The organism is Stenotrophomonas maltophilia group sp. Smal13, from assembly GCF_030236855.1.
Classification (GTDB): Bacteria; Pseudomonadota; Gammaproteobacteria; order Xanthomonadales; family Xanthomonadaceae; genus Stenotrophomonas; species Stenotrophomonas maltophilia_A.
Genome location: NZ_JASJSQ010000104.1, coordinates 1 through 16,987 on the forward strand (window position 1 = coordinate 1; position 16,987 = coordinate 16,987).

Here is a 16,987-nt window from a genome sequence, read left to right on the forward strand (position 1 = left end):
CCGCCCATGGCCCCGCGCCGTGCGACGACGCTGACGGCCACCTGGTCACCGCCGGTCCGCTGACCCCGCCGCCCGACAGTGCCGGCACCACCGCCGACGAAAAAGCGCTGCGCCACTCGATCGCCGAGGACGTGCAGGGCATGGTGCTGGCCACGATGGTGGCCTCGCTCGGCCTGGCCATCTTCGCCAAGGGTGGGCTGATGATCGGCGGCATGGCCGGCATGGCGTTCCTGCTGCACTACGCGATGGGCTGGAACTTCGGCCTGGTGTTCGTGCTGGTCAACCTGCCGTTCTACTGGGTGGCGCTGCGTCGCATGGGCTGGGAATTCACCTTGAAGACCTTCGCTGCGGTCACCGCCTGTGGCGTGCTGACCGACCTGCTGCCGCGCTGGATCGACTTCTCGCACATCAACCCGCTGTATTCGGCGATCGTGGGCGGTGCGTTGTCCGGCCTGGGCATCCTGTTCTTCATCCGCCACCGTGCCAGCCTCGGTGGTATCGGTATCCTGGCGGTGTACCTGCAGCGCACCCGCGGCTGGAGCGCGGGCAAGGTGCAGATGTCCTACGACGCCTGCCTGATGGTGGCCGCGTTCTTCGTGCTGTCACCGTCGAAGGTGCTGTACTCGGCGATCGGCGCGGTGGTGCTCAGCCTGGTGCTGATGTTCAACCACCGCCCGGGCCGTTACATGGGCGTGTGACGATTCGACGGTAGTGCCGGCCGCTGGCCGGCAACACCTGAAGCATTCCGAGGCTGCCGGCCAGCGGCCGGCACTACCGGGAGGCCTGCAACCACGGCGGCGACAGCGTCAGCAGCCGCGCATGCACCGGGCAGTCCTCGGCGTGCGCACCGGGCAGGTAGCCCAGGCTCATCAGGAATTCGCCGGTGATCTCGCCGCCGGTGAAGCGGAACGTCTTCTTGAACAGCTTCACCCAGTCGGCCTTGCTGCGCGGATGGTGCGCGTCCAGCCACGCCGCGAAGCTGCCGTGGCTGGCCCGCAGCTGCTGGATCACCTGTGCGTTGTGGATCGCCGCCAGCACCTTCAGCCGGTTGCGGATGATGCCCGCGTCCGACAGCAGCCGTTCGATGTCCTGCTCGGCGTAGGCTGCAACCCGATCCACATCGAAGCCGTCATAGGCCGCGCGGAAGCCCTCGCGCTTCTTCAGGATGGTCTCCCAGCTCAGCCCGGCCTGGTTGATCTCCAGCACCAGCCGCTCGAACAGCTCGCGCTCGTCACGCTGCGGGAAGCCGTATTCGTTGGCGTGGTAGTAGTCGTGCACCGGATGGCCCGGGGCGATGAGGCAGTAACCGCTCATGGAGAAGACTCGTTGGATTCGGGTTCGGGATCGATGGCCACCGCGGGGCGCCCGCCGATGGACAGCATCGGCCAGCGCGGTGGCACAAGCGTGAGTTTGCCGTCACGCAGGGCCTGGTTGATCGCCTCGGCCTGGCCGCTGACGGTGCCGAACAGCGAACCGGCCCGGCGCCACTGGCCATCCCCGCCACGTGCGTACAGCACGCAGTCCGGCCCACGGTGGGTGTACAGCTCGCACAGCAGCACGTCGGTGCTGCCGTCGCCATCCAGGTCGCGATGCACGATCAGGCAGTCGCGCTCGCTCTGGGCGCAGGATTCGCCATTGATCGCGCGGGTGGCCAGTGCCTGCCACCAATCGTCCGGTGGCGAGCTGGATCCCTTGGCCAGCTTCAGCGCGCGCTGCAGGGCGGCGACGTCCTGCAGACCCTTGTCCAGGCGCTGTCCATCGTCCCAGCGCGAGGTACGTGCCAGCGCGGCAGCGATCACCTGTGGCGTGTTGGCATCGGCGGTGATGGCCGGATCACGCTGCAGCTCGCGCAGCGCGTGCACGCCACGGCGCCCAAGATCGAAGCGCAGCACGTTGACGTCACTGCTGGTGATCGCTGGCGGGTCCGCACGCAGGCGCGCCAACTGGCTGGACAGGGTCAGCCGCACCGGGTCCAGCAGCGGCGAGTTGCCCAGCAAGGCCAATGCCAGCACCACCCAGCACATCCAGCGGTTGACCGGTTCCAGTGTCTGCAACCAGCGGGGCTGCCGGCGCAGCACCGCCAGTGCATAGCCCACGGCATAGCCAGCCACGGCCAGCGCGATCAGCACCGCCCAGAAGCGGTCCAGGGTCCAGCCGTACTGCACCACGCGCAGGCCCAGTGCATACAGTGCCAGCACCGCATAGATCGGCAGCGCCAGCAGACTGGCCTCGATCAGCCGGCGCAGCACGACGGGGTAGGGCGCGGTGTCGTCGCCCTGCTGGTAGACCGCATTGGTGAACGACACCAGCAGCAGCGACAGCACCAGCAGCAGGCTGGCGGCCGAGCGGGTCTTCCACAGCGGCTCCAGCCCGGTCAGCGGCAGGCTCAGCACGAACAGCACGGCGATGAACGAGAGCAGCGGCAGCAGCCCGCGGCAGATCGCGAACAGCACCTGGCGGGTGATCTGGATCGCGCGGTGCTGGGTGCGCCCGATCAGCACGCCGAACCCGGCCAGGCTGCCGGTGGCCAGCGCGATGAACGCGTCCTGCCGGAACAGGTCGCGGAAGACGGTCACGTCGAGCAGCTGGAACAGCGCCGCCCACAGCCACAGCAGCAGCCAGGTCAGCCCGGTGAACAGCGCGGCGAGGGCCAGGGTCAAACCATTCTGCCAGGCGCGCTCGAACAGCTCCGGATAGCTGGCGCGCCAATGCCCGTGCTGCAACTGGAACTGCCACCAGGGCAGGGCCACGAACACTGCTACGGCCATGCCCACGGTCAGCGGGAACTGCAGCGCGCCCGAATCCAGCGCGGTCTCGCCGTTGAGGTTCCAGCCGATCCAGGCGGCCAGCGCCAGCACCACCACCGAGCCGAGCACCGCCTGCAGCCACAGGCGGCGCTGGCCCAGCTCGACCAGGCTCAATGCCACCGCGCTGGGAATGGCCAGTACCCAGGCGTACCAGCAGTAGCGCCAGCCGATATCGCGGAACGGCCACGCATCGGACAGTTCCTGCGCGGCATACAGCATCAGACCCTGCAGCAGGGCGATCAGGACGATGGCGCTGCGTGCCGGCAGGGTCAGGGGCGATGAAGACTGCATCGATGACCTTCCATGGCAAAGCACCATCCTAGCCCATGGCGGTTCGGCGCCATCGCGCGACCATCCCGCCCCCAGCAGGTAGAATGGGCCCATGCCTGTAACGCCGACCTCCCTTGCCGATCACCTGCTCGTCGCGCTGCCGTCGCTGCTCGACGCGACCTTTGCCCGCAGCGTCGCGCTGATCTGCCAGCACGACGAGAACGGCGCAATGGGCGTGCTGGTCAACCAGCCTTCCGAGTACACGCTGGGTGAAGTGCTTGCACAGATGGACATCACCACCGGTGATGGCGACCTGCAGGCGCGCATGGTGCTCAATGGCGGCCCGGTGCATCCCGAACGCGGCTTCGTCATCCATGACGACGCGCGCGCGTGGGATTCCAGCCTGACCGTGGGCGAGGGCCTGTACCTCACCACCTCGCGCGACATCCTCGAAGCGATGGCGCGCGGCGAAGGCCCGGCCAATGCCGTGGTCACCCTCGGCTGTGCCGGTTGGGGTGCAGGGCAGCTGGAAAGCGAGCTGTCCGAGAACAGCTGGCTGACCGTGCCGGCCGATGCCGAGCTGGTGTTCCAGCTGCCGCTGGAGCAGCGCTGGCAGGGTGCGGCCTCGCGCATCGGCGTGGACTTGTTCCGTCTGACCGATTACAGCGGCCATGTCTGAGCCGACCGCGCCCGCACCGGTGTCTGCTGCCCCGGCGATCCGCCGTGACGGCACCGTTCTGGGGTTCGACGTCGGCTCTCGCCGCATCGGCGTGGCCATCGGCAGTGCCTTCGCTGCGCATGCGCGCGCGGTGGCGGTGGTCGACGTGCACGGCAATGGCCCGGACTGGACCGCGATCGAACGCCTGCTCAAGGAATGGAAACCCGACGGCCTGGTGGTCGGCGACCCGCTGACCCTGGATGGCCAGGACCAGCCCAACCGCAAGCGTGCGCAGGGCTTTGCCCGCCAGCTGCGGGAACGTTTCAAGCTGCCGGTGGTGATGATCGACGAGCGTTCCAGCTCGGTCGAGGCCGCCCGCCGCTTCGCTGTCGAGCGCGCCGAAGGGCGCAAGCGCCGCCGTGATGCGGCCGCCCTCGATGCCGTTGCCGCGGCGGTGATCATCGACCGTTGGCTGTCGTCGCCGGACGACGCCACCCCCATTCCCTGACTGCCCGACACCGCCATGACCGCCCAGCAACTCGATGCCTCCGGCCGCCTGCGCCACCTGCTGACCCTCGAAGGCCTTCCGCGCGACACCCTGCTGCAGCTGCTTGACCGGGCAGGGCAGATCCGCGACGCCGCGGTCGGTCGTGTCGGCAACAAGCGCCACGTGCTGGCCGGTTCGGCGGTGTGCACGCTGTTCTTCGAACCGTCCACACGCACCCGCAGCTCGTTCCAGCTGGCCGCGCAGCGCCTGGGCGCCGACGTACTGAACTTCGATGCCTCGACCTCGTCCACGCGCAAGGGCGAAACCGCCTGCGACACGCTGCGCAACCTGGAAGCGATGGGCGTGCGCGGCTTCGTGGTGCGCCACCCGGATGATGGCGCCGTGGCCGCACTGGCCGAAGCGGCGGGCGAGAGCACCGCGCTGATCAATGCCGGTGACGGCCGCAGCGCGCACCCGACCCAGGGCCTGCTGGACATGCTGACCCTGCGCCAGGCCAAGGGCCCGGATTTCTCGAAGATGAAGGTGGTGATCGTCGGCGACGTGAAGCACTCGCGCGTGGCCCGCACCGACCTGCATGCGCTGCGTACGCTTGGCGTGGGCGAGATCCGCGTGTGCGGCCCGCAGTCGCTGCTGCCGGACGACGAGACCCTGAAGGGCTGCGTGGTCGGCGATGATTTCGACGCGATGCTGGAAGGCGTCGACGCGCTGATGATGCTGCGCCTGCAGCGCGAGCGCATGGAAGAAGGCCTGGTGCCGTCGCTGGAGCAGTACCACGCGCAGTACGGCCTGACCAACGAACGCCTGGCCCGCGCCGGCAAGGATGCCGCGGTGCTGCATCCAGGCCCGATCAACCGCGGCGTGGAAGTGACCGACGAGGTGGCCGACGGCCCGCAGTCGTGGGTGCTGCGCCAGGTCGCCAACGGCGTCGCCGTGCGCATGGCCGTGCTGGAAACGCTGCTGGGCTGATCGCCGCTCTGGTGGGTGTCAACCTTGGTTGACACTGCTGGTGTGGTGGGTGCCAACCTTGGTTGGTACTGCTGTTGTGGTGGGTGCCAACCTTGGTTGGCACACTCACCGATCGGCTTGTCCGCGCACCGCTTTGGTAGATGCCAACCTTGGTTGGCACTATCCACCGGAGCTCATGTCATCGGGTAGATCACATGATGCCCCAAGCTCCCATTCGCACCATGCATGGGGATATTGCCCCAACCGCGACGTCAGCCCGGCCCTGATCGGATTTCCCATCAGGTACATCGCATGTCGGTGCAACGATTCGTCCGAGCGGATCGCATGATCGTGATAGCAGGCCTGCCAGAAGCGCCCGACTCGCCCCAGCAGCCGGTTTGCCTGCTGGGCTGTGCGCGACTTGAAACGCTTCATGACGGTTTCCAGTGACCCGGCGCGCAGTTCGACCAGCCAGTGAATGTGGTCGGGCATGACCACGTAGGCAATCGAGCGGGTGAAGCCTTCCTGATCAAGTCGCTGGAATTCGCGCACTGCCAAGGCGGCCACTGCGGCGTTGGTGAAGAGCGGTGCGCGGTCATGGACGACTGTGGTGAGGATATAGCTGAGGCCGACGCTGGAGCGACGACCGAGCAGGAGACGTGTGTTCTGCATGGAGCAAGCATGGATGGGCCTGCTTCCAGTGAACATCGGGGAATGGCTTGGTTTCAGGTAGGCCAGTGCCAACCAAGGTTGGCAACTACCAGAGCAGTCAATGCCAACCAAGGTTGGCAACTACCAGAGCAGTCAGTGCCAACCAAGGTTGGCAGCTACGAGAAACTGCGGTTCAGCGCTTCTGCGCGAACAGCCACGCCCACATGGCCGGGTCGGCATAGGTGGCGTCCCAGGCATTGTGATTGCCTTCCGGGTACTCGGTGTAGCGCACATCGCGTGCGTTGGCGCTCTGGAATGCGCTGTGCAGCCTGCGATCGTCATCCGGAGGCACCACGTCATCCAGCGCGCCGTGGAAGATCCAGATCGGCGTGTGCTGCAGGCGCTGCGCGATCACGGCATACGGATCGGTTTCCTGGGCGACCTGCTCGACGAACAGGGTCGGGCGCTTTGCGCGTGGTGCCAGTACTGCGCCGCACACCGGCACGATCGCGGCAAAGCGGCGCGGGTCGTCCAGGGCGATGTTCCAGCTGCCGTAGCCGCCCATCGACATGCCGGTCAGGTACTGCCGTGCCGGGTCGGCGCCGAATTCGGCGATCGTCGCGTCCAGCGCGGCAACGGCCGCACGGTTGTTGCGGCCGCTCCATTCCTCATGGCCCGGTACCTGTGGGAACACCACCAGGGCAGGGAAGTCGGGATGCTCGCGCAGATAAGGCCCCAGCCCGGCGTGGGTCTGCTTGATGCCATCGGCGCCGCGCTCGCCCGAACCGTGCAGGAACAGGATGACCGGGACGTTGGAGGTTGCGGGCGTCTGCCCACCAGGGCTGTGGGCCTGCAGGCCCGCGGGAATGAACACCTGGTAGTAAGCCGTGTGTCCATCCACCTTCACCGCACGTGCTTCGAAGCGGCCACGCGCGCTGTCCGGCAGCGAAGTGCAACCGCTCATCATCAGAAGGGCCAGCAGTGGCAGCCAGCGCGACAGCAGACGGACCATGGGGTTTTCCGAAGCGGCGAGAACGCCTGCATCGTAGTCCGCCAACGTCGGCCCGGCATCGTGCGCCGCGTCACTGCGGGCGCGGGAAGCTGGCGATGATGTCCAGCTGCTCCTGGGCCTCGGCATTGCCTTCGGCGGCCGCAGCCTGCACCTGCGCCATATCCGGGTGCAGCACCACCAGCAGCGGGTTCTCGCAGACCGGGCAGTCGTACTCGGTGGCGTCCTCGTCCAGCTCCATCTCCATGGCACGCGAGCTGCCCTTCCATTCGCAGGCCGGGCAGGTGTGCTGCTGGTCGCGCCAGCCGGGCTGGAAGTAGTTTTCTATCGTTGTTGCCATGGGTGTTCCCGTTGAGTGGGGTCCGAGCCCCGCTTGGCGGGGCCCGATCCTTTATGCGGTCAGTGCAGCAGCACCAGGGTGGCCAGGCCGAGGAAGGTGAAGAAGCCCATCGAGTCGGTCACGGCGGTCAGGAAGATGCCGCTGGCCAGCGCCGGGTCGAAGCCGAAGCGTTTCAGGGTCAGTGGCACCAGCACGCCGGCCAACGCGGCGAACAGCAGGTTGCAGGTCAGCGCGATGGCGATCACCGCCGACAGTCCGGGTGAATGGAACCAGGCCAATACGATCAGGCCCAGTACCGAGCCCAGCATCACGCCGTTCAACAAGGCGACCCGCACTTCCTTCCACAGCAGCGTGCGCGCGTTGGAGGCGCCCACCTGGCCCAGCGCCAGGCCGCGCACCATCAGCGCCAGCACCTGGGTGCCGGCATTGCCGCCGAGGCCGGCGACGATCGGCATCAGCACCGCCAGCGCCACCAGCTTGTCGATGGTGCCCTCGAAGTGGCCGACCACGCTGGACGCCAGGAATGCCGTGCACAGATTGACCGACAGCCACATCAGGCGGCGGCGCATGGCGCGCCAGACCGGGCTGAAAAGATCTTCGTCCTCGTCCAGGCCGGCGGCGCCCAGCGCCTGGTGCTCGGCCTGTCCACGGATGATGTCGACCACGTCATCGATGGTGATGCGGCCGACCAGGATGTTGTTGTCGTCCACCACCGGCGCGGAGATCCAGTCATGGTCGGAGAACTGGCGGGCGACTTCCTGGTCGCTTTCGCCGACATCGATCGCCGGTTGCTCGTCGTCGATCAGGCGGTTGATCGGGGTGGTGTCCTCGTGGGTCACCAGTGCCGCCAGCGACACCCGGCCGAGGTATTGATGGCGACGGCTGACCACGAACAGATGATCGGTGTGGTCGGGCAGTTCGCCACGCAGGCGCAGGTAGCGCAGCACCACGTCAACGTTGACGTCGGCGCGCACGGTCACCACGTCCGGGTTCATCAGACGGCCGGCGCTGTCCTCGGGGTAGGACAGCACCTGCTCCAGGCGCTCGCGGTTCTCGCGGTCCATCGACTTGAGGACTTCGTCGATGACCGTGTCCGGCAGATCTTCGACCAGGTCGGCCAGATCGTCGATGTCCAGGTCTTCGACCGCGGCGATGATCTCGTCCGGGTCCATGTCGGCGAGCAGGCTCTCGCGCACGTCGTCGCCGACGTGGACCAGCACCTCACCGTCATCTTCCGGATCGACCAGGCCCCAGACCACCTCGCGCTTGCCCGGCGGCAGCGATTCGAGCAGGTTGCCGATCTCGGCCGGGGCCAGGGTGTTGACCAGGCGGCGCACCGGGCCCAGCCGACCGCTGTCCAGTGCGTCGGACAGCATCCGCAGTTGGCGCGCAGTCTTGTCGTGGCGTACAGCTTCAGCCATCGCAGCTCCCGCGGGATAAGAAAAGCCGCGATCCCGGCAAGGATGCGGCAACAGGGGTGTTCAGCGCGTCATTATCGCAAGGGGATGTTTCAACGCATAGCCGCCGGGCGGTGGTAGTGCCGGCCGCTGGCCGGCAAGCGTCCCCATCGAAGGCCATGAGGTTGCCGGCCAGCGGCCGGCACTACCCTTGGCGCTCAGGGCGTATCCGCCACCAGCGCCAGCCAGCGCTCGATCGCGCGGCGGTCGCGTGCGGCCAGCAGCTTCGGTGCGCGCGCGCGCAGCGCGGCCAGGTCGGCCTCGCGGATCGCGCGGCGCACCTCCAGCAGTGTGCCGGGGTGCAGGCTGAATTCGCTCAGGCCCAGCGCCAGCAGCAGCGGAGTCATCCGTGCATCACCGGCCATCTCACCGCAGACCGCCACCGGAATGCGATGCCGCGCGCCGGTCTCGATCACCATCTGCAGCAACCGCAGCACGGCCGGATGCAGCGGCGAATACAGCTCGCCCAGTGCCTCGTTGTTGCGGTCAGCGGCCAGCAGGTACTGCACCAGGTCGTTGGTGCCGATCGACAGGAAGTCGACCAGGTCGATGAAGCTCTCCAGCGCCAACGCCGCAGCGGGCACCTCGATCATCGCGCCCAGCGGCACATGGTCGGACACCATGTGGCCTTCGCTGCGCAGCTGTTCGGTCAGCTTGAGCATGCGCCGGCGCACCGCCAGCAGTTCCTCGCGGGTGCTGACCATCGGCACCAGCACGCGCAGCTTGCCGTAGGCCGAGGCGCGCAGGATCGCGCGCAGCTGGGTGTCGGCCACCTTGGGCCGTGCCAGCGACAGGCGTACGCCGCGCAGTCCCAGGGCCGGGTTTTCTTCGTTGCTCAGGGTCAGGCCGGTGCGGTCGGCCTTGTCCGCGCCCAGATCGAGCGTGCGGATGGTGACCGGTCGCCCGCTCATGCCCAACGCGGCATCGCGGTAGGTCTGGAACTGTTCTTCTTCGTCCGGCAGCTCGTTGCGCTGCAGGAACAGGAATTCGGTGCGGTACAGGCCCAGCCCCTGCGCGCCCAGCGCATGCGCCTGGGTGACGTCCTCCAGCGATTCGGCATTGGCCAGCAGGGCGATGTCGACCTGGTCGCGGGTACGGCTGGGTTTGCTGCGCAGGCGGCCGAGCTCGCGCTGCTCGCGCGCATGTTCTTTCAGGCGCGCGCGATAGTCGCGCAGGTTGTCGGCCTGCGGGTTGGCGGTGATGCTGCCGTCGGCGCCATCGATGATCAGCACGTCGCCGTCGGCGATGCGGCTGAGCAGCTGCGGCACGTTGACGATCAAGGGCAGGTGCAGGCTGCGCGCCAGGATCGCACTGTGCGACAGCGCGCTGCCGGCGGCGGTGACGATGCCGACCACGCCCTGCGCCTGCAACTGGGCAAGCTCGGAGGGCGCGATGTTGTCGCAGACCAGGATTTCACCGGCCAGGCCTTTCATCACCGGCGGGCGTTCGGGCTGCAGGAAGGCGTGGATGCGGCCGATCACATGGTCGAGGTCGTCCATGCGGCTCTTCAGATAGGCATCGTCCATGCCATCGAAGACCTTGGCCAGGCGGTCACGCTGCAGGCGCAACGCATAGCCGGCGCTGTACGGGCCGCTTCGGATCAGTTCGTCCAGCCCGAACAACAGCTCGGGGTCGTCCAGCAGCAGGGCATGCAGGTCGAGGAACTCGCCCACCTCCTGGTTCAGGGCGCCATGCAGGCGCTGCCGCAGTTCGTGCATTTCCGTGCGCGCGGCATCCACCGCGCGGTGCAGGCGGGCCAGCTCGGCCTCGACCTGATGGGCGGCGACGCGCTGCTCGGCCACTTCCAGCGCATGTGGCAGGCGCACCCGCGCCCGGCCCATCGCCGCGCCACGGGCAGCACCGTGCCCGGCCAGCAGCTGTACCGGCCGCTGGCCGGAGGGGACCTGGCCGGCGCGCGCGCGTGGCACGCTCAGCTGTCCTCGTCGAAGCGGCGTTCGAACAGGCCGACCACCGCTTCCATCGCGGCGGCTTCGTCCTCGCCGTTGATGCGCACCGTGACCGGGGTGCCCTGGCCGGCGGCCAGCAGCATCACGCCCATGATGCTCTTGGCGTTGATCTCACGGCCCTTGGCGGCCATGGTCACGTTGCAGCGGAACGGCGCCAGGGTCTGCACCAGCTTGGCGGTGGCCCGGGCGTGCAGGCCCAGGCGGTTGCTCACGGTGAGTTCTCGTTCAAGCATCGTCGACTATCGCTCCATTACGGGTACCCGCCGCGGCTGTGGCGGGCAGTTGATCCAGTCCCTGTTCCGGATAATTCATCACCCGCAGCAACATCGGCAGGCTCAGCGCTGACACCCGGCGAACCGGGGTCCCCAGCCGGGCCAGCTGCCCGGCAAGGTTGGCGGGGCTGGCGCCGTACAGGTCGGTCAGGATCAGCACGCCTTCACCATTGTCGACCCGCCGCAGAGCGGCTGAGGCGAGCGGGAGCAGGGCGTCCAGGTCTGCGTCGAACGGTACTTCGAAAGCTTCGGTTTTCAGCGGCAATTGCCGCAGGAGCCGGGTCGCCACGTCTAGCAGGGCGGTCCCGACCCCGGGATGTGTTACGAGGAGAATGCCACAGGTCATTACTGCACGTTAACAGGTCAAGGTGAATTGGCGATAGCAGCAGATGAGGGGCACTGTGTCCCGTATTCAGCGTTGCTCGGGTCGGAGCCCATTTCCGTTGGAAAAGGATCCGACCCCATCCGTTTTTCGATGCCTGACCGGGATTCATCCACGCATGGCGTGGATCTGCAGTGTCGACCAAGGTCGACACCTACCAACAGCACACCGCCCCGCCATCCCACGTAATCCCGCTCTTGCCGTTGACGTGGCCTCTGCGGGTGCCGGGCGCAGCCCGGCCGCATCCCTCAATCCTGTTCGCGGTGGTAGGTCGCCACGTCTTCCCAGCCCATCTCGCGGGCATGCCGGGCCAAGCGCTCGGCCAGGAACACCGAACGGTGCTTGCCGCCGGTGCAGCCGAAGGCCACGGTCACATAGCTGCGGGTGCCATCCCCCAGCTTCGGCAGCCAGGTATCGAGGAAATCCATCAGCTGGGTCAGGTAGCGCTGCACGTCCGGCTGCGCTTCCAGGTAGTCGCGCACGCCCGGTTCGCGGCCACTCAGCGCACGCAGATCCGGGTCCCAGTGTGGATTGGGCAGCACCCGCGCATCGAACACGAAGTCAGCCTCGGCCGGCACGCCGCGCTTGTAGGCGAACGATTCGAACAGCAGCGACAGGCCGGTGGCATGGTCCATCGTGAACTCGGTGATGATCCGCCGCCGCAGCTGATGCACGTTGAGATTGCTGGTATCGATCACCGCATCGGCCTCGCGGCGCAGCGGTGCGGTCAATTCACGCTCACGCGCGATCGCTTCGGGCAGCGACAGGCCCAGCTGGCTCAGTGGATGGCGGCGGCGGGTGTCGGCGTAGCGTTTGAGCACGGCCTCGTCGCTGGCCTCGAAGAACAGCACCTTCACTTCCACGCCGGCATCGGTGGCCAGCTGCCGCCAGTCGCCCAGCTGGCTCAGGTCGGCCTGGCCGCGCACGTCGATGCCTACGGCAAGGCGGCGTGGTGCGCTGCCGTCGTGGTTGGCCAGCAGGCTGCGCACGAAGTCGGGCAGCAGATTGATCGGCAGGTTGTCCGAGCAGTAGTAGTCCTGGTCCTCGAAGGTCTTCAGGGCGACGGATTTACCCGAGCCGGACAGGCCGCTGACGATGATCAGGGTCGGGGCGGAGGGGGTGACGGTGCTCATGGACAGGCTCTTCGAAGGACAGGGGAATCAGGGTGTTCGCCGTTCCAGCAGGTTGCTGTGGCGGGCGATGAACATGGCCGCCGGGTCGATGCCCTTGGTGCGCAGGATGTGCAGGCGGGTCGCGGCCTCGGTCAGCACGGCCAGGTTGCGGCCGGGCATCACCGGCAGGGTGATCAGCGGTACATCCAGGTCCAGCACATGGCGGGTGCCCGAGTCGCCGGTCAGGCGCTCGTAGCCATGCGGGGTGGGTTCGGTCATCGGCTTGGTCAGGTGGACGATCAGCCGAAGGTACTTGTTCTTCTTTACAGCCGTGTCGCCGAACATCTCGCGCACGTTCAGCACGCCCAGGCCGCGCACTTCCAGCAGGTCCTGCAGCAGTTCGGGGCAGGTGCCATCGAGCACGTCGGGCGCGATCTGGGTGAATTCGGGCGCATCATCGGCGACCAGGCGGTGGCCGCGGCTGAGCAGCTCCAGCGCCAGCTCGCTCTTGCCCGATCCGGCCTCACCGGTGATCAGCACGCCGATGGAGTAGATCTCCATGAACACGCCATGCAGGATCACCCGCGGCGCCAGCGTACGCGCCAGGTGGTAGGACAGATGGTTCAGCAGTTCGTGGCCGCGCTTGGGCGACAGCCACAGCGGCGTGCCGGATTCGTCAGCAGCGGCGCGCAGGTCTTCCGGGCAGGCCTGGTTGCGGGTCAGCACCAGCGCCAGCGGGTGCGACTGCATGATCTTTTCGATGGTCTCCCAGCGCTGGCGCGGTTCCAGCGCATCCAGCCAGGACAGTTCCTCGGTGCCCAGGATCTGCACCTTGTTGGGGTAGATCGCATTGAGGTAGCCGGCCAGCGACGGACGCCGCGAGACCGTGTTGCCGGCCTCCAGCTCGCGCTTCTCGCCGGACTTGCCGGCAGCCCAGCGCAGCCCCAGCCGCTCGCGCTGCTGTTCGAACAGTTCACGGGCGGTGATGCTGGTATTCATGCGGCACTCGCAGGTGGGGTCATGTCCAGCGCCTCGCGCAGCGCCCGGGCATCGCCCGCTTCGCGCAGGGCCTGGCGGATGTCGGGCGCCGAAAACAGCTCGGCCAGCTCGGACAGCAGCATCAGGTGCTGGTGGGTGTAGTGGGCGGGGACGGCCATGGCGAACACCAGGTCCACCGGCTCGTCGCCACCGAAGTCGACCGGGGTGGCCAACCGCAGCAGGGCGCCGCGGGGGCGGTCCAGGGTTGGCGCGCGGCCGTGGGGAATGGCGATGCCGTGACCGATCGCGGTGCTGCCCAGCGCTTCGCGCTGGCACAGGTTCAGATAGATCTGTTCGGCGTTGGCCTGGCGGCAGGCCAGCAACCCGGCGGCGGCCTGCAGGACGCTGTCGCGGTCGGTGGCCGTGCAGAGCTGGGTCTGCACGGCCGCCAGGAGGTCAGTCAGGGGCATGTCTGCGGGGAACGGTGGCGATCAGCCACCATTGTCGCCCACCGGCAGCGGTGCGTGCTGCTGTTTTTTCTCCTTGTGCTTGATCACCAGACGGTCAAGCTTGTCCGCAAGCAGGTCGATCGCGGCATACATGGTCTGGGCATTGGCCTCGGCGTGCAGGGTCTGGCCGGGAATGTTGAGGCTGGCGTCGACGTGGTGTTCGGTCTTCTGCAGCTTGAGGGTCACCCGCGCTTCGCAGTGCTGGTCGAAGTGTTTGCCGATCCGGGCCAGCTTCTCCTCTACATAGGACTGCAGGGCCGGGGTGACTTCGACATCTTTGCCAAACGTTTCGATGCGCATCGGGTTTCTCCTGTGTTCGGATGTGCCAATGAACCTCTCCGCCGGGCGCGGCGGCGCGTCAAGCGATTCTGACCCTTTCGTGCGAGGCGGAAATGTTCATGGCTTCACGATACTTCGCCACGGTGCGTCGCGCTACTGGAATTCCCGACGATTTGAGCAGGTCAGCCAGCTTGGCGTCAGAAAGCGGCTTGCGCGGGTTCTCGTCGTCGATCAGGCGCCGGATCATCGCCTGGATGGCCGTGCTGGACGCCTCGCCACCGCCCTCGGTATCGATGCCCGAGGCGAAGAAGGCGCGCAGCGGCAGGGTGCCGCGCGGGGTACGCACGTGCTTGCGGGCGATTGCGCGCGAGACCGTGGATTCGTGCAGGCCGAGCTCGGTGGCGATCTCGCGCAGGGTCAGTGGACGCAGCGCCTGCTCGCCGAATTCGAGGAAGCTGGCCTGCTGCAGGATCAGGCTGCGTACCACCCGCAGCAGGGTTTCGCCACGCTGCTGCAGCCCTTTCAGCAGCCAGCGCGCTTCCTGCAGCTGGGCACGCAGGTAGCCGGCATCGGCGTCGCCACAACGTCGGATCAGCTGTTCGTAGCCGCGGTGGATCACCACCTTCGGCCCGGCATGCGCGGCCAGCGCTGCGCGCCATACGCCGTTCTGCCGCCACACCACCACATCCGGCACCACGTAGGTGTCCTGCGACAGCGGTGCGATCTGCGTTCCCGGGCGCGGGTCCAGCGAGCGCAGCAGGGTGACTGCCGTCTCGACCTCGTCCAGGGGCTGTTTCAGTTCATGGGCCAGCCCGGCGACGCCGCTGCGCGGCAGCCGTTCCAGCGGGCCTGCGGCAATCTGTCGCGCCAGCACCAGGCCGGGCGTGTCACCGGCCAGCACATCCAGCTGCAGCAGCAGGCATTCGCCCAGCGTGCGTGCAGCCACACCGACCGGATCGAAACGCTGGATGCGATGCAGCACGGCGAGGATCTCGTCCTCGTCGGCGTGGATCGCCGGCAACAGGGTTTCGGCGATGGTGGCCAGCGGCTCGCGCAGGTAACCGTCGTCGTCCAGCGCATCGATCAGTGCGGCACCGATACTGCGATCACGCGAGGACAGATGCGACAGATGCAGCTGCCACAGCAGATGGTCGGCCAGTGTTTCGGTTTCGGCTACGCGCTCGGCGGCGCTGCCGGTGTCGTCGTCATCGTCGAAGCTGCCGCCGCTGCCGGCCGCGCTCCAGTCCAGTTCGGCCGGTGCCCAGTCGTCGCCGGCATCGGTACGTTCTGCGGGCGCGTCACCGTCGTTGCCATCGCTGCCTTCGTTGCTGGCGCAGCTGCTGTCACTGCTGTCGGCCCAGTCCAGCAGCGGATTGCTTTCCACCGCCTGGGCGATCTCCAGCTCCAGCTCGGTGGTGGACATCTGCAGCAGCTTGATCGCCTGCTGCAACTGGGGCGTGAGCACCAGTTGCTGTCCCAACGATGTCTGCAGCCGAGTCTTCATGCCTGTGCCGAAAGGAAGGAGAGGAACCCGGCGACTGCTTCACAGCTTGAAGGAATCCCCGAGGTAGACGCGACGTACATCGGCGTTGTCCAGGATCGCTTCCGGCGAGCCCTGGGCCAGCACGCTGCCCTCGGCGAGAATATACGCGCGGTCGCAGATACCCAAGGTCTCGCGCACGTTGTGGTCGGTGATCAGCACGCCGATGCCACGCTGCTTGAGATGGGTGACGATGCGCTGGATCTCGCCGACGGAAATCGGGTCGACGCCGGCGAACGGTTCGTCGAGCAGGATCAGGCGCGGCTGCGCGGCCAAGGCACGGGCGATCTCGCAGCGGCGACGTTCGCCACCGGACAGGCTGGCGCCGAGCTGGTCGGCGACGTGGCCCAGCTGCAGTTCGTCGAGCAGGCTGTTCAATTCACGCTCGCGGCCAGCCGAATCCAGGTCTTCGCGCAGCTCCAGTACCAGGCGGAGGTTGTCGGCCACGGTCAGCTTGCGGAACACCGACGGCTCCTGCGGCAGGTAACCCACGCCCTGCTTGGCCCGGGTATACATCGGGTCGCCGGTGATGTCCTTGCCGTCGAGCACGATGCTGCCAGCATCGGCGGCAACCAGGCCGACGATCATGTAGAAGCAGGTGGTCTTGCCGGCGCCGTTGGGGCCCAGCAGGCCGACCACTTCACCGGCGTCGAGGGTCAGCCCGAAGTCCTTGACGACTTCGCGTTGCTTGTACTTCTTGCGCAGGCCCTTGGCGACGAGCATTACTTCCTGCTCCCGGCCGGCTGTGCCGGCGTGGTGGCCTTGGGCTGTGCCGCAGGTGCGGCCGGGGTCTTGTTCTTCGGCGGGATGACAGTGCGCACGCGGCTGCCGTCGCCACCGGAGTTCATTTCGCCGGTGCGGGTGTTGTAGACCATGCGCTGGCCGGCATTGGTGCCGCGCGCGCTGGTGACCTTGTAGTTGCCGGTCAGGGTGATGATCTCGGTCTTGATGTCGTAGTCGATGCGGTCGGCCAGCGCGTCCATCCAGGTGCCATCATCGAGCTGCTGCTTCATCTTGGCCTGCTTGCCGGTGAACACCGCACGTACGGGCTCGCCGTCCTTGAGGTAGATCTCGGCCTCGGACGAGCGCAGGTCCAGCGTGCCCTGGGTGATGATCACGCCCTGCGACAGCACGGTCTTGCCGTCGCCGGTGAGCGTGCCCGACTGGGCGCCGGAATCGATGTGCATGTCTTCGTTGCGGTCGGTGGACTTGGCGAAGGCGGCGCTGGGGACAAGAAGACCAAGCGCGAGTACGGCGGCAAAGGGAATCTTCATCGGGGTTCGTTCTACCGGTGGGGGCCTCC

20 protein-coding genes are annotated in these 16,987 nt (G+C 67.3%); 4 read left to right on the forward strand and 16 right to left on the reverse strand.

Annotated elements, in window-relative coordinates; genetic code table 11:
• Window positions 1-41 precede the first annotated feature (41 nt).
• Window positions 42-698, forward strand: coding sequence for a YitT family protein (locus QRO95_RS22195; RefSeq protein ID WP_099562090.1), 657 nt, complete (start codon window positions 42-44; stop codon window positions 696-698).
• A gap of 73 nt (window positions 699-771) precedes the next feature.
• Here the strand turns inward: QRO95_RS22195 and QRO95_RS22200 are convergent, their stop codons facing one another.
• Complete coding sequence (locus QRO95_RS22200; protein WP_049400680.1) at window positions 772-1,314, reverse strand: DNA-3-methyladenine glycosylase I; 543 nt, start codon at window positions 1,312-1,314, stop codon at window positions 772-774.
• A complete protein-coding gene (locus QRO95_RS22205; protein ID WP_285303497.1) occupies window positions 1,311-3,098 on the reverse strand; it encodes a DUF4153 domain-containing protein in 1,788 nt (595 codons plus the stop codon). Before QRO95_RS22205 ends, QRO95_RS22200 begins: the two co-directional genes overlap by 4 nt.
• A gap of 91 nt (window positions 3,099-3,189) precedes the next feature.
• Between QRO95_RS22205 and QRO95_RS22210 the strand changes: the two genes are divergently transcribed.
• From QRO95_RS22210 to QRO95_RS22220, 3 genes are read left to right on the forward strand one after another with little or no spacing between them, the layout of a single operon-like run.
• On the forward strand, window positions 3,190-3,756 hold the full coding sequence (locus QRO95_RS22210) for a YqgE/AlgH family protein (protein ID WP_014036231.1): 567 nt from the start codon (window positions 3,190-3,192) through the stop codon (window positions 3,754-3,756).
• 19 nt (window positions 3,757-3,775) lie between these two features.
• A complete protein-coding gene (gene ruvX, locus QRO95_RS22215) occupies window positions 3,776-4,243 on the forward strand; it encodes a Holliday junction resolvase RuvX (protein WP_180846525.1) in 468 nt (155 codons plus the stop codon).
• Window positions 4,244-4,258: 15 nt separating this feature from the next.
• A complete protein-coding gene (locus QRO95_RS22220) occupies window positions 4,259-5,209 on the forward strand; it encodes an aspartate carbamoyltransferase catalytic subunit (RefSeq protein WP_285303498.1) in 951 nt (316 codons plus the stop codon).
• 159 nt (window positions 5,210-5,368) lie between these two features.
• Here QRO95_RS22220 and QRO95_RS22225 read toward each other — a convergent pair whose 3' ends face one another.
• The 14 genes from QRO95_RS22225 to lptA all read right to left on the reverse strand — a co-directional run bounded on the left by QRO95_RS22225 (window position 5,369) and on the right by lptA (window position 16,958).
• Window positions 5,369-5,860, reverse strand: a complete 492-nt coding sequence (locus QRO95_RS22225) for an REP-associated tyrosine transposase (protein ID WP_032130187.1) — start codon at window positions 5,858-5,860, stop codon at window positions 5,369-5,371.
• A gap of 172 nt (window positions 5,861-6,032) precedes the next feature.
• Window positions 6,033-6,851 carry a prolyl oligopeptidase family serine peptidase gene (locus QRO95_RS22230; protein WP_285303499.1) on the reverse strand — a complete coding sequence of 273 codons (819 nt, stop codon included), beginning with the start codon at window positions 6,849-6,851 and terminating at the stop codon, window positions 6,033-6,035.
• A 70-nt stretch (window positions 6,852-6,921) separates the two neighbouring features.
• Window positions 6,922-7,188: a hypothetical protein gene (locus QRO95_RS22235; protein WP_010483664.1), complete on the reverse strand. Its 267-nt coding sequence runs from the start codon at window positions 7,186-7,188 to the stop codon at window positions 6,922-6,924.
• A gap of 59 nt (window positions 7,189-7,247) precedes the next feature.
• On the reverse strand, window positions 7,248-8,609 hold the full coding sequence (mgtE, locus tag QRO95_RS22240; protein ID WP_010483662.1) for a magnesium transporter: 1,362 nt from the start codon (window positions 8,607-8,609) through the stop codon (window positions 7,248-7,250).
• 194 nt (window positions 8,610-8,803) lie between these two features.
• Window positions 8,804-10,573 carry a phosphoenolpyruvate--protein phosphotransferase gene (ptsP, locus tag QRO95_RS22245; RefSeq protein ID WP_100437450.1) on the reverse strand — a complete coding sequence of 590 codons (1,770 nt, stop codon included), beginning with the start codon at window positions 10,571-10,573 and terminating at the stop codon, window positions 8,804-8,806.
• A gap of 2 nt (window positions 10,574-10,575) precedes the next feature.
• Window positions 10,576-10,845 (reverse strand): HPr family phosphocarrier protein, encoded by a 270-nt coding sequence (locus QRO95_RS22250; protein WP_005408385.1) that lies wholly within the window; start codon window positions 10,843-10,845, stop codon window positions 10,576-10,578.
• Window positions 10,838-11,230, reverse strand: coding sequence for a PTS sugar transporter subunit IIA (locus QRO95_RS22255; protein WP_049462131.1), 393 nt, complete (start codon window positions 11,228-11,230; stop codon window positions 10,838-10,840). The genes QRO95_RS22250 and QRO95_RS22255 overlap by 8 nt, the downstream gene beginning before the upstream one ends.
• Before the next feature lie 284 nt (window positions 11,231-11,514).
• Window positions 11,515-12,399, reverse strand: coding sequence for an RNase adapter RapZ (rapZ, locus tag QRO95_RS22260; RefSeq protein WP_032130190.1), 885 nt, complete (start codon window positions 12,397-12,399; stop codon window positions 11,515-11,517).
• A 27-nt stretch (window positions 12,400-12,426) separates the two neighbouring features.
• Window positions 12,427-13,377 (reverse strand): HPr(Ser) kinase/phosphatase, encoded by a 951-nt coding sequence (gene hprK / locus QRO95_RS22265; RefSeq protein WP_005408388.1) that lies wholly within the window; start codon window positions 13,375-13,377, stop codon window positions 12,427-12,429.
• Window positions 13,374-13,826, reverse strand: coding sequence for a PTS sugar transporter subunit IIA (locus QRO95_RS22270; protein ID WP_032130191.1), 453 nt, complete (start codon window positions 13,824-13,826; stop codon window positions 13,374-13,376). The genes hprK and QRO95_RS22270 overlap by 4 nt, the downstream gene beginning before the upstream one ends.
• Window positions 13,827-13,847: 21 nt before the next feature.
• Window positions 13,848-14,165, reverse strand: a complete 318-nt coding sequence (gene hpf / locus QRO95_RS22275) for a ribosome hibernation-promoting factor, HPF/YfiA family (RefSeq protein WP_004147311.1) — start codon at window positions 14,163-14,165, stop codon at window positions 13,848-13,850.
• 58 nt (window positions 14,166-14,223) lie between these two features.
• A complete protein-coding gene (locus QRO95_RS22280) occupies window positions 14,224-15,648 on the reverse strand; it encodes an RNA polymerase factor sigma-54 (protein WP_285303500.1) in 1,425 nt (474 codons plus the stop codon).
• A gap of 39 nt (window positions 15,649-15,687) precedes the next feature.
• A complete protein-coding gene (gene lptB / locus QRO95_RS22285) occupies window positions 15,688-16,407 on the reverse strand; it encodes an LPS export ABC transporter ATP-binding protein (RefSeq protein ID WP_032130193.1) in 720 nt (239 codons plus the stop codon).
• Entirely contained in the window at window positions 16,407-16,958 is a 552-nt protein-coding gene (lptA, locus tag QRO95_RS22290) for a lipopolysaccharide transport periplasmic protein LptA (RefSeq protein ID WP_032130194.1), read from the reverse strand. Before lptA ends, lptB begins: the two co-directional genes overlap by 1 nt.
• Window positions 16,959-16,987: the final 29 nt, after the last annotated feature.

Bases quoted from the DNA above. Each gene is read 5' to 3' on its own strand.
- QRO95_RS22280 (WP_285303500.1), bottom strand. From the start codon at position 15,648: ATGAAGACTCGGCTGCAGACATCGTTGGGACAGCAACTGGTGCTCACG.
- QRO95_RS22210 (WP_014036231.1), top strand. From the start codon at position 3,190: ATGCCTGTAACGCCGACCTCCCTTGCCGATCACCTGCTCGTCGCGCTG.
- hprK (WP_005408388.1), bottom strand. From the start codon at position 13,377: ATGAATACCAGCATCACCGCCCGTGAACTGTTCGAACAGCAGCGCGAG.
- QRO95_RS22220 (WP_285303498.1), top strand. From the start codon at position 4,259: ATGACCGCCCAGCAACTCGATGCCTCCGGCCGCCTGCGCCACCTGCTG.
- mgtE (WP_010483662.1), bottom strand. From the start codon at position 8,609: ATGGCTGAAGCTGTACGCCACGACAAGACTGCGCGCCAACTGCGGATG.
- QRO95_RS22235 (WP_010483664.1), bottom strand. From the start codon at position 7,188: ATGGCAACAACGATAGAAAACTACTTCCAGCCCGGCTGGCGCGACCAG.
- lptA (WP_032130194.1), bottom strand. From the start codon at position 16,958: ATGAAGATTCCCTTTGCCGCCGTACTCGCGCTTGGTCTTCTTGTCCCC.
- QRO95_RS22270 (WP_032130191.1), bottom strand. From the start codon at position 13,826: ATGCCCCTGACTGACCTCCTGGCGGCCGTGCAGACCCAGCTCTGCACG.
- QRO95_RS22250 (WP_005408385.1), bottom strand. From the start codon at position 10,845: ATGCTTGAACGAGAACTCACCGTGAGCAACCGCCTGGGCCTGCACGCC.
- QRO95_RS22205 (WP_285303497.1), bottom strand. From the start codon at position 3,098: ATGCAGTCTTCATCGCCCCTGACCCTGCCGGCACGCAGCGCCATCGTC.
- lptB (WP_032130193.1), bottom strand. From the start codon at position 16,407: ATGCTCGTCGCCAAGGGCCTGCGCAAGAAGTACAAGCAACGCGAAGTC.
- QRO95_RS22255 (WP_049462131.1), bottom strand. From the start codon at position 11,230: ATGACCTGTGGCATTCTCCTCGTAACACATCCCGGGGTCGGGACCGCC.
- QRO95_RS22200 (WP_049400680.1), bottom strand. From the start codon at position 1,314: ATGAGCGGTTACTGCCTCATCGCCCCGGGCCATCCGGTGCACGACTAC.
- hpf (WP_004147311.1), bottom strand. From the start codon at position 14,165: ATGCGCATCGAAACGTTTGGCAAAGATGTCGAAGTCACCCCGGCCCTG.
- rapZ (WP_032130190.1), bottom strand. From the start codon at position 12,399: ATGAGCACCGTCACCCCCTCCGCCCCGACCCTGATCATCGTCAGCGGC.
- QRO95_RS22230 (WP_285303499.1), bottom strand. From the start codon at position 6,851: ATGGTCCGTCTGCTGTCGCGCTGGCTGCCACTGCTGGCCCTTCTGATG.
- QRO95_RS22225 (WP_032130187.1), bottom strand. From the start codon at position 5,860: ATGCAGAACACACGTCTCCTGCTCGGTCGTCGCTCCAGCGTCGGCCTC.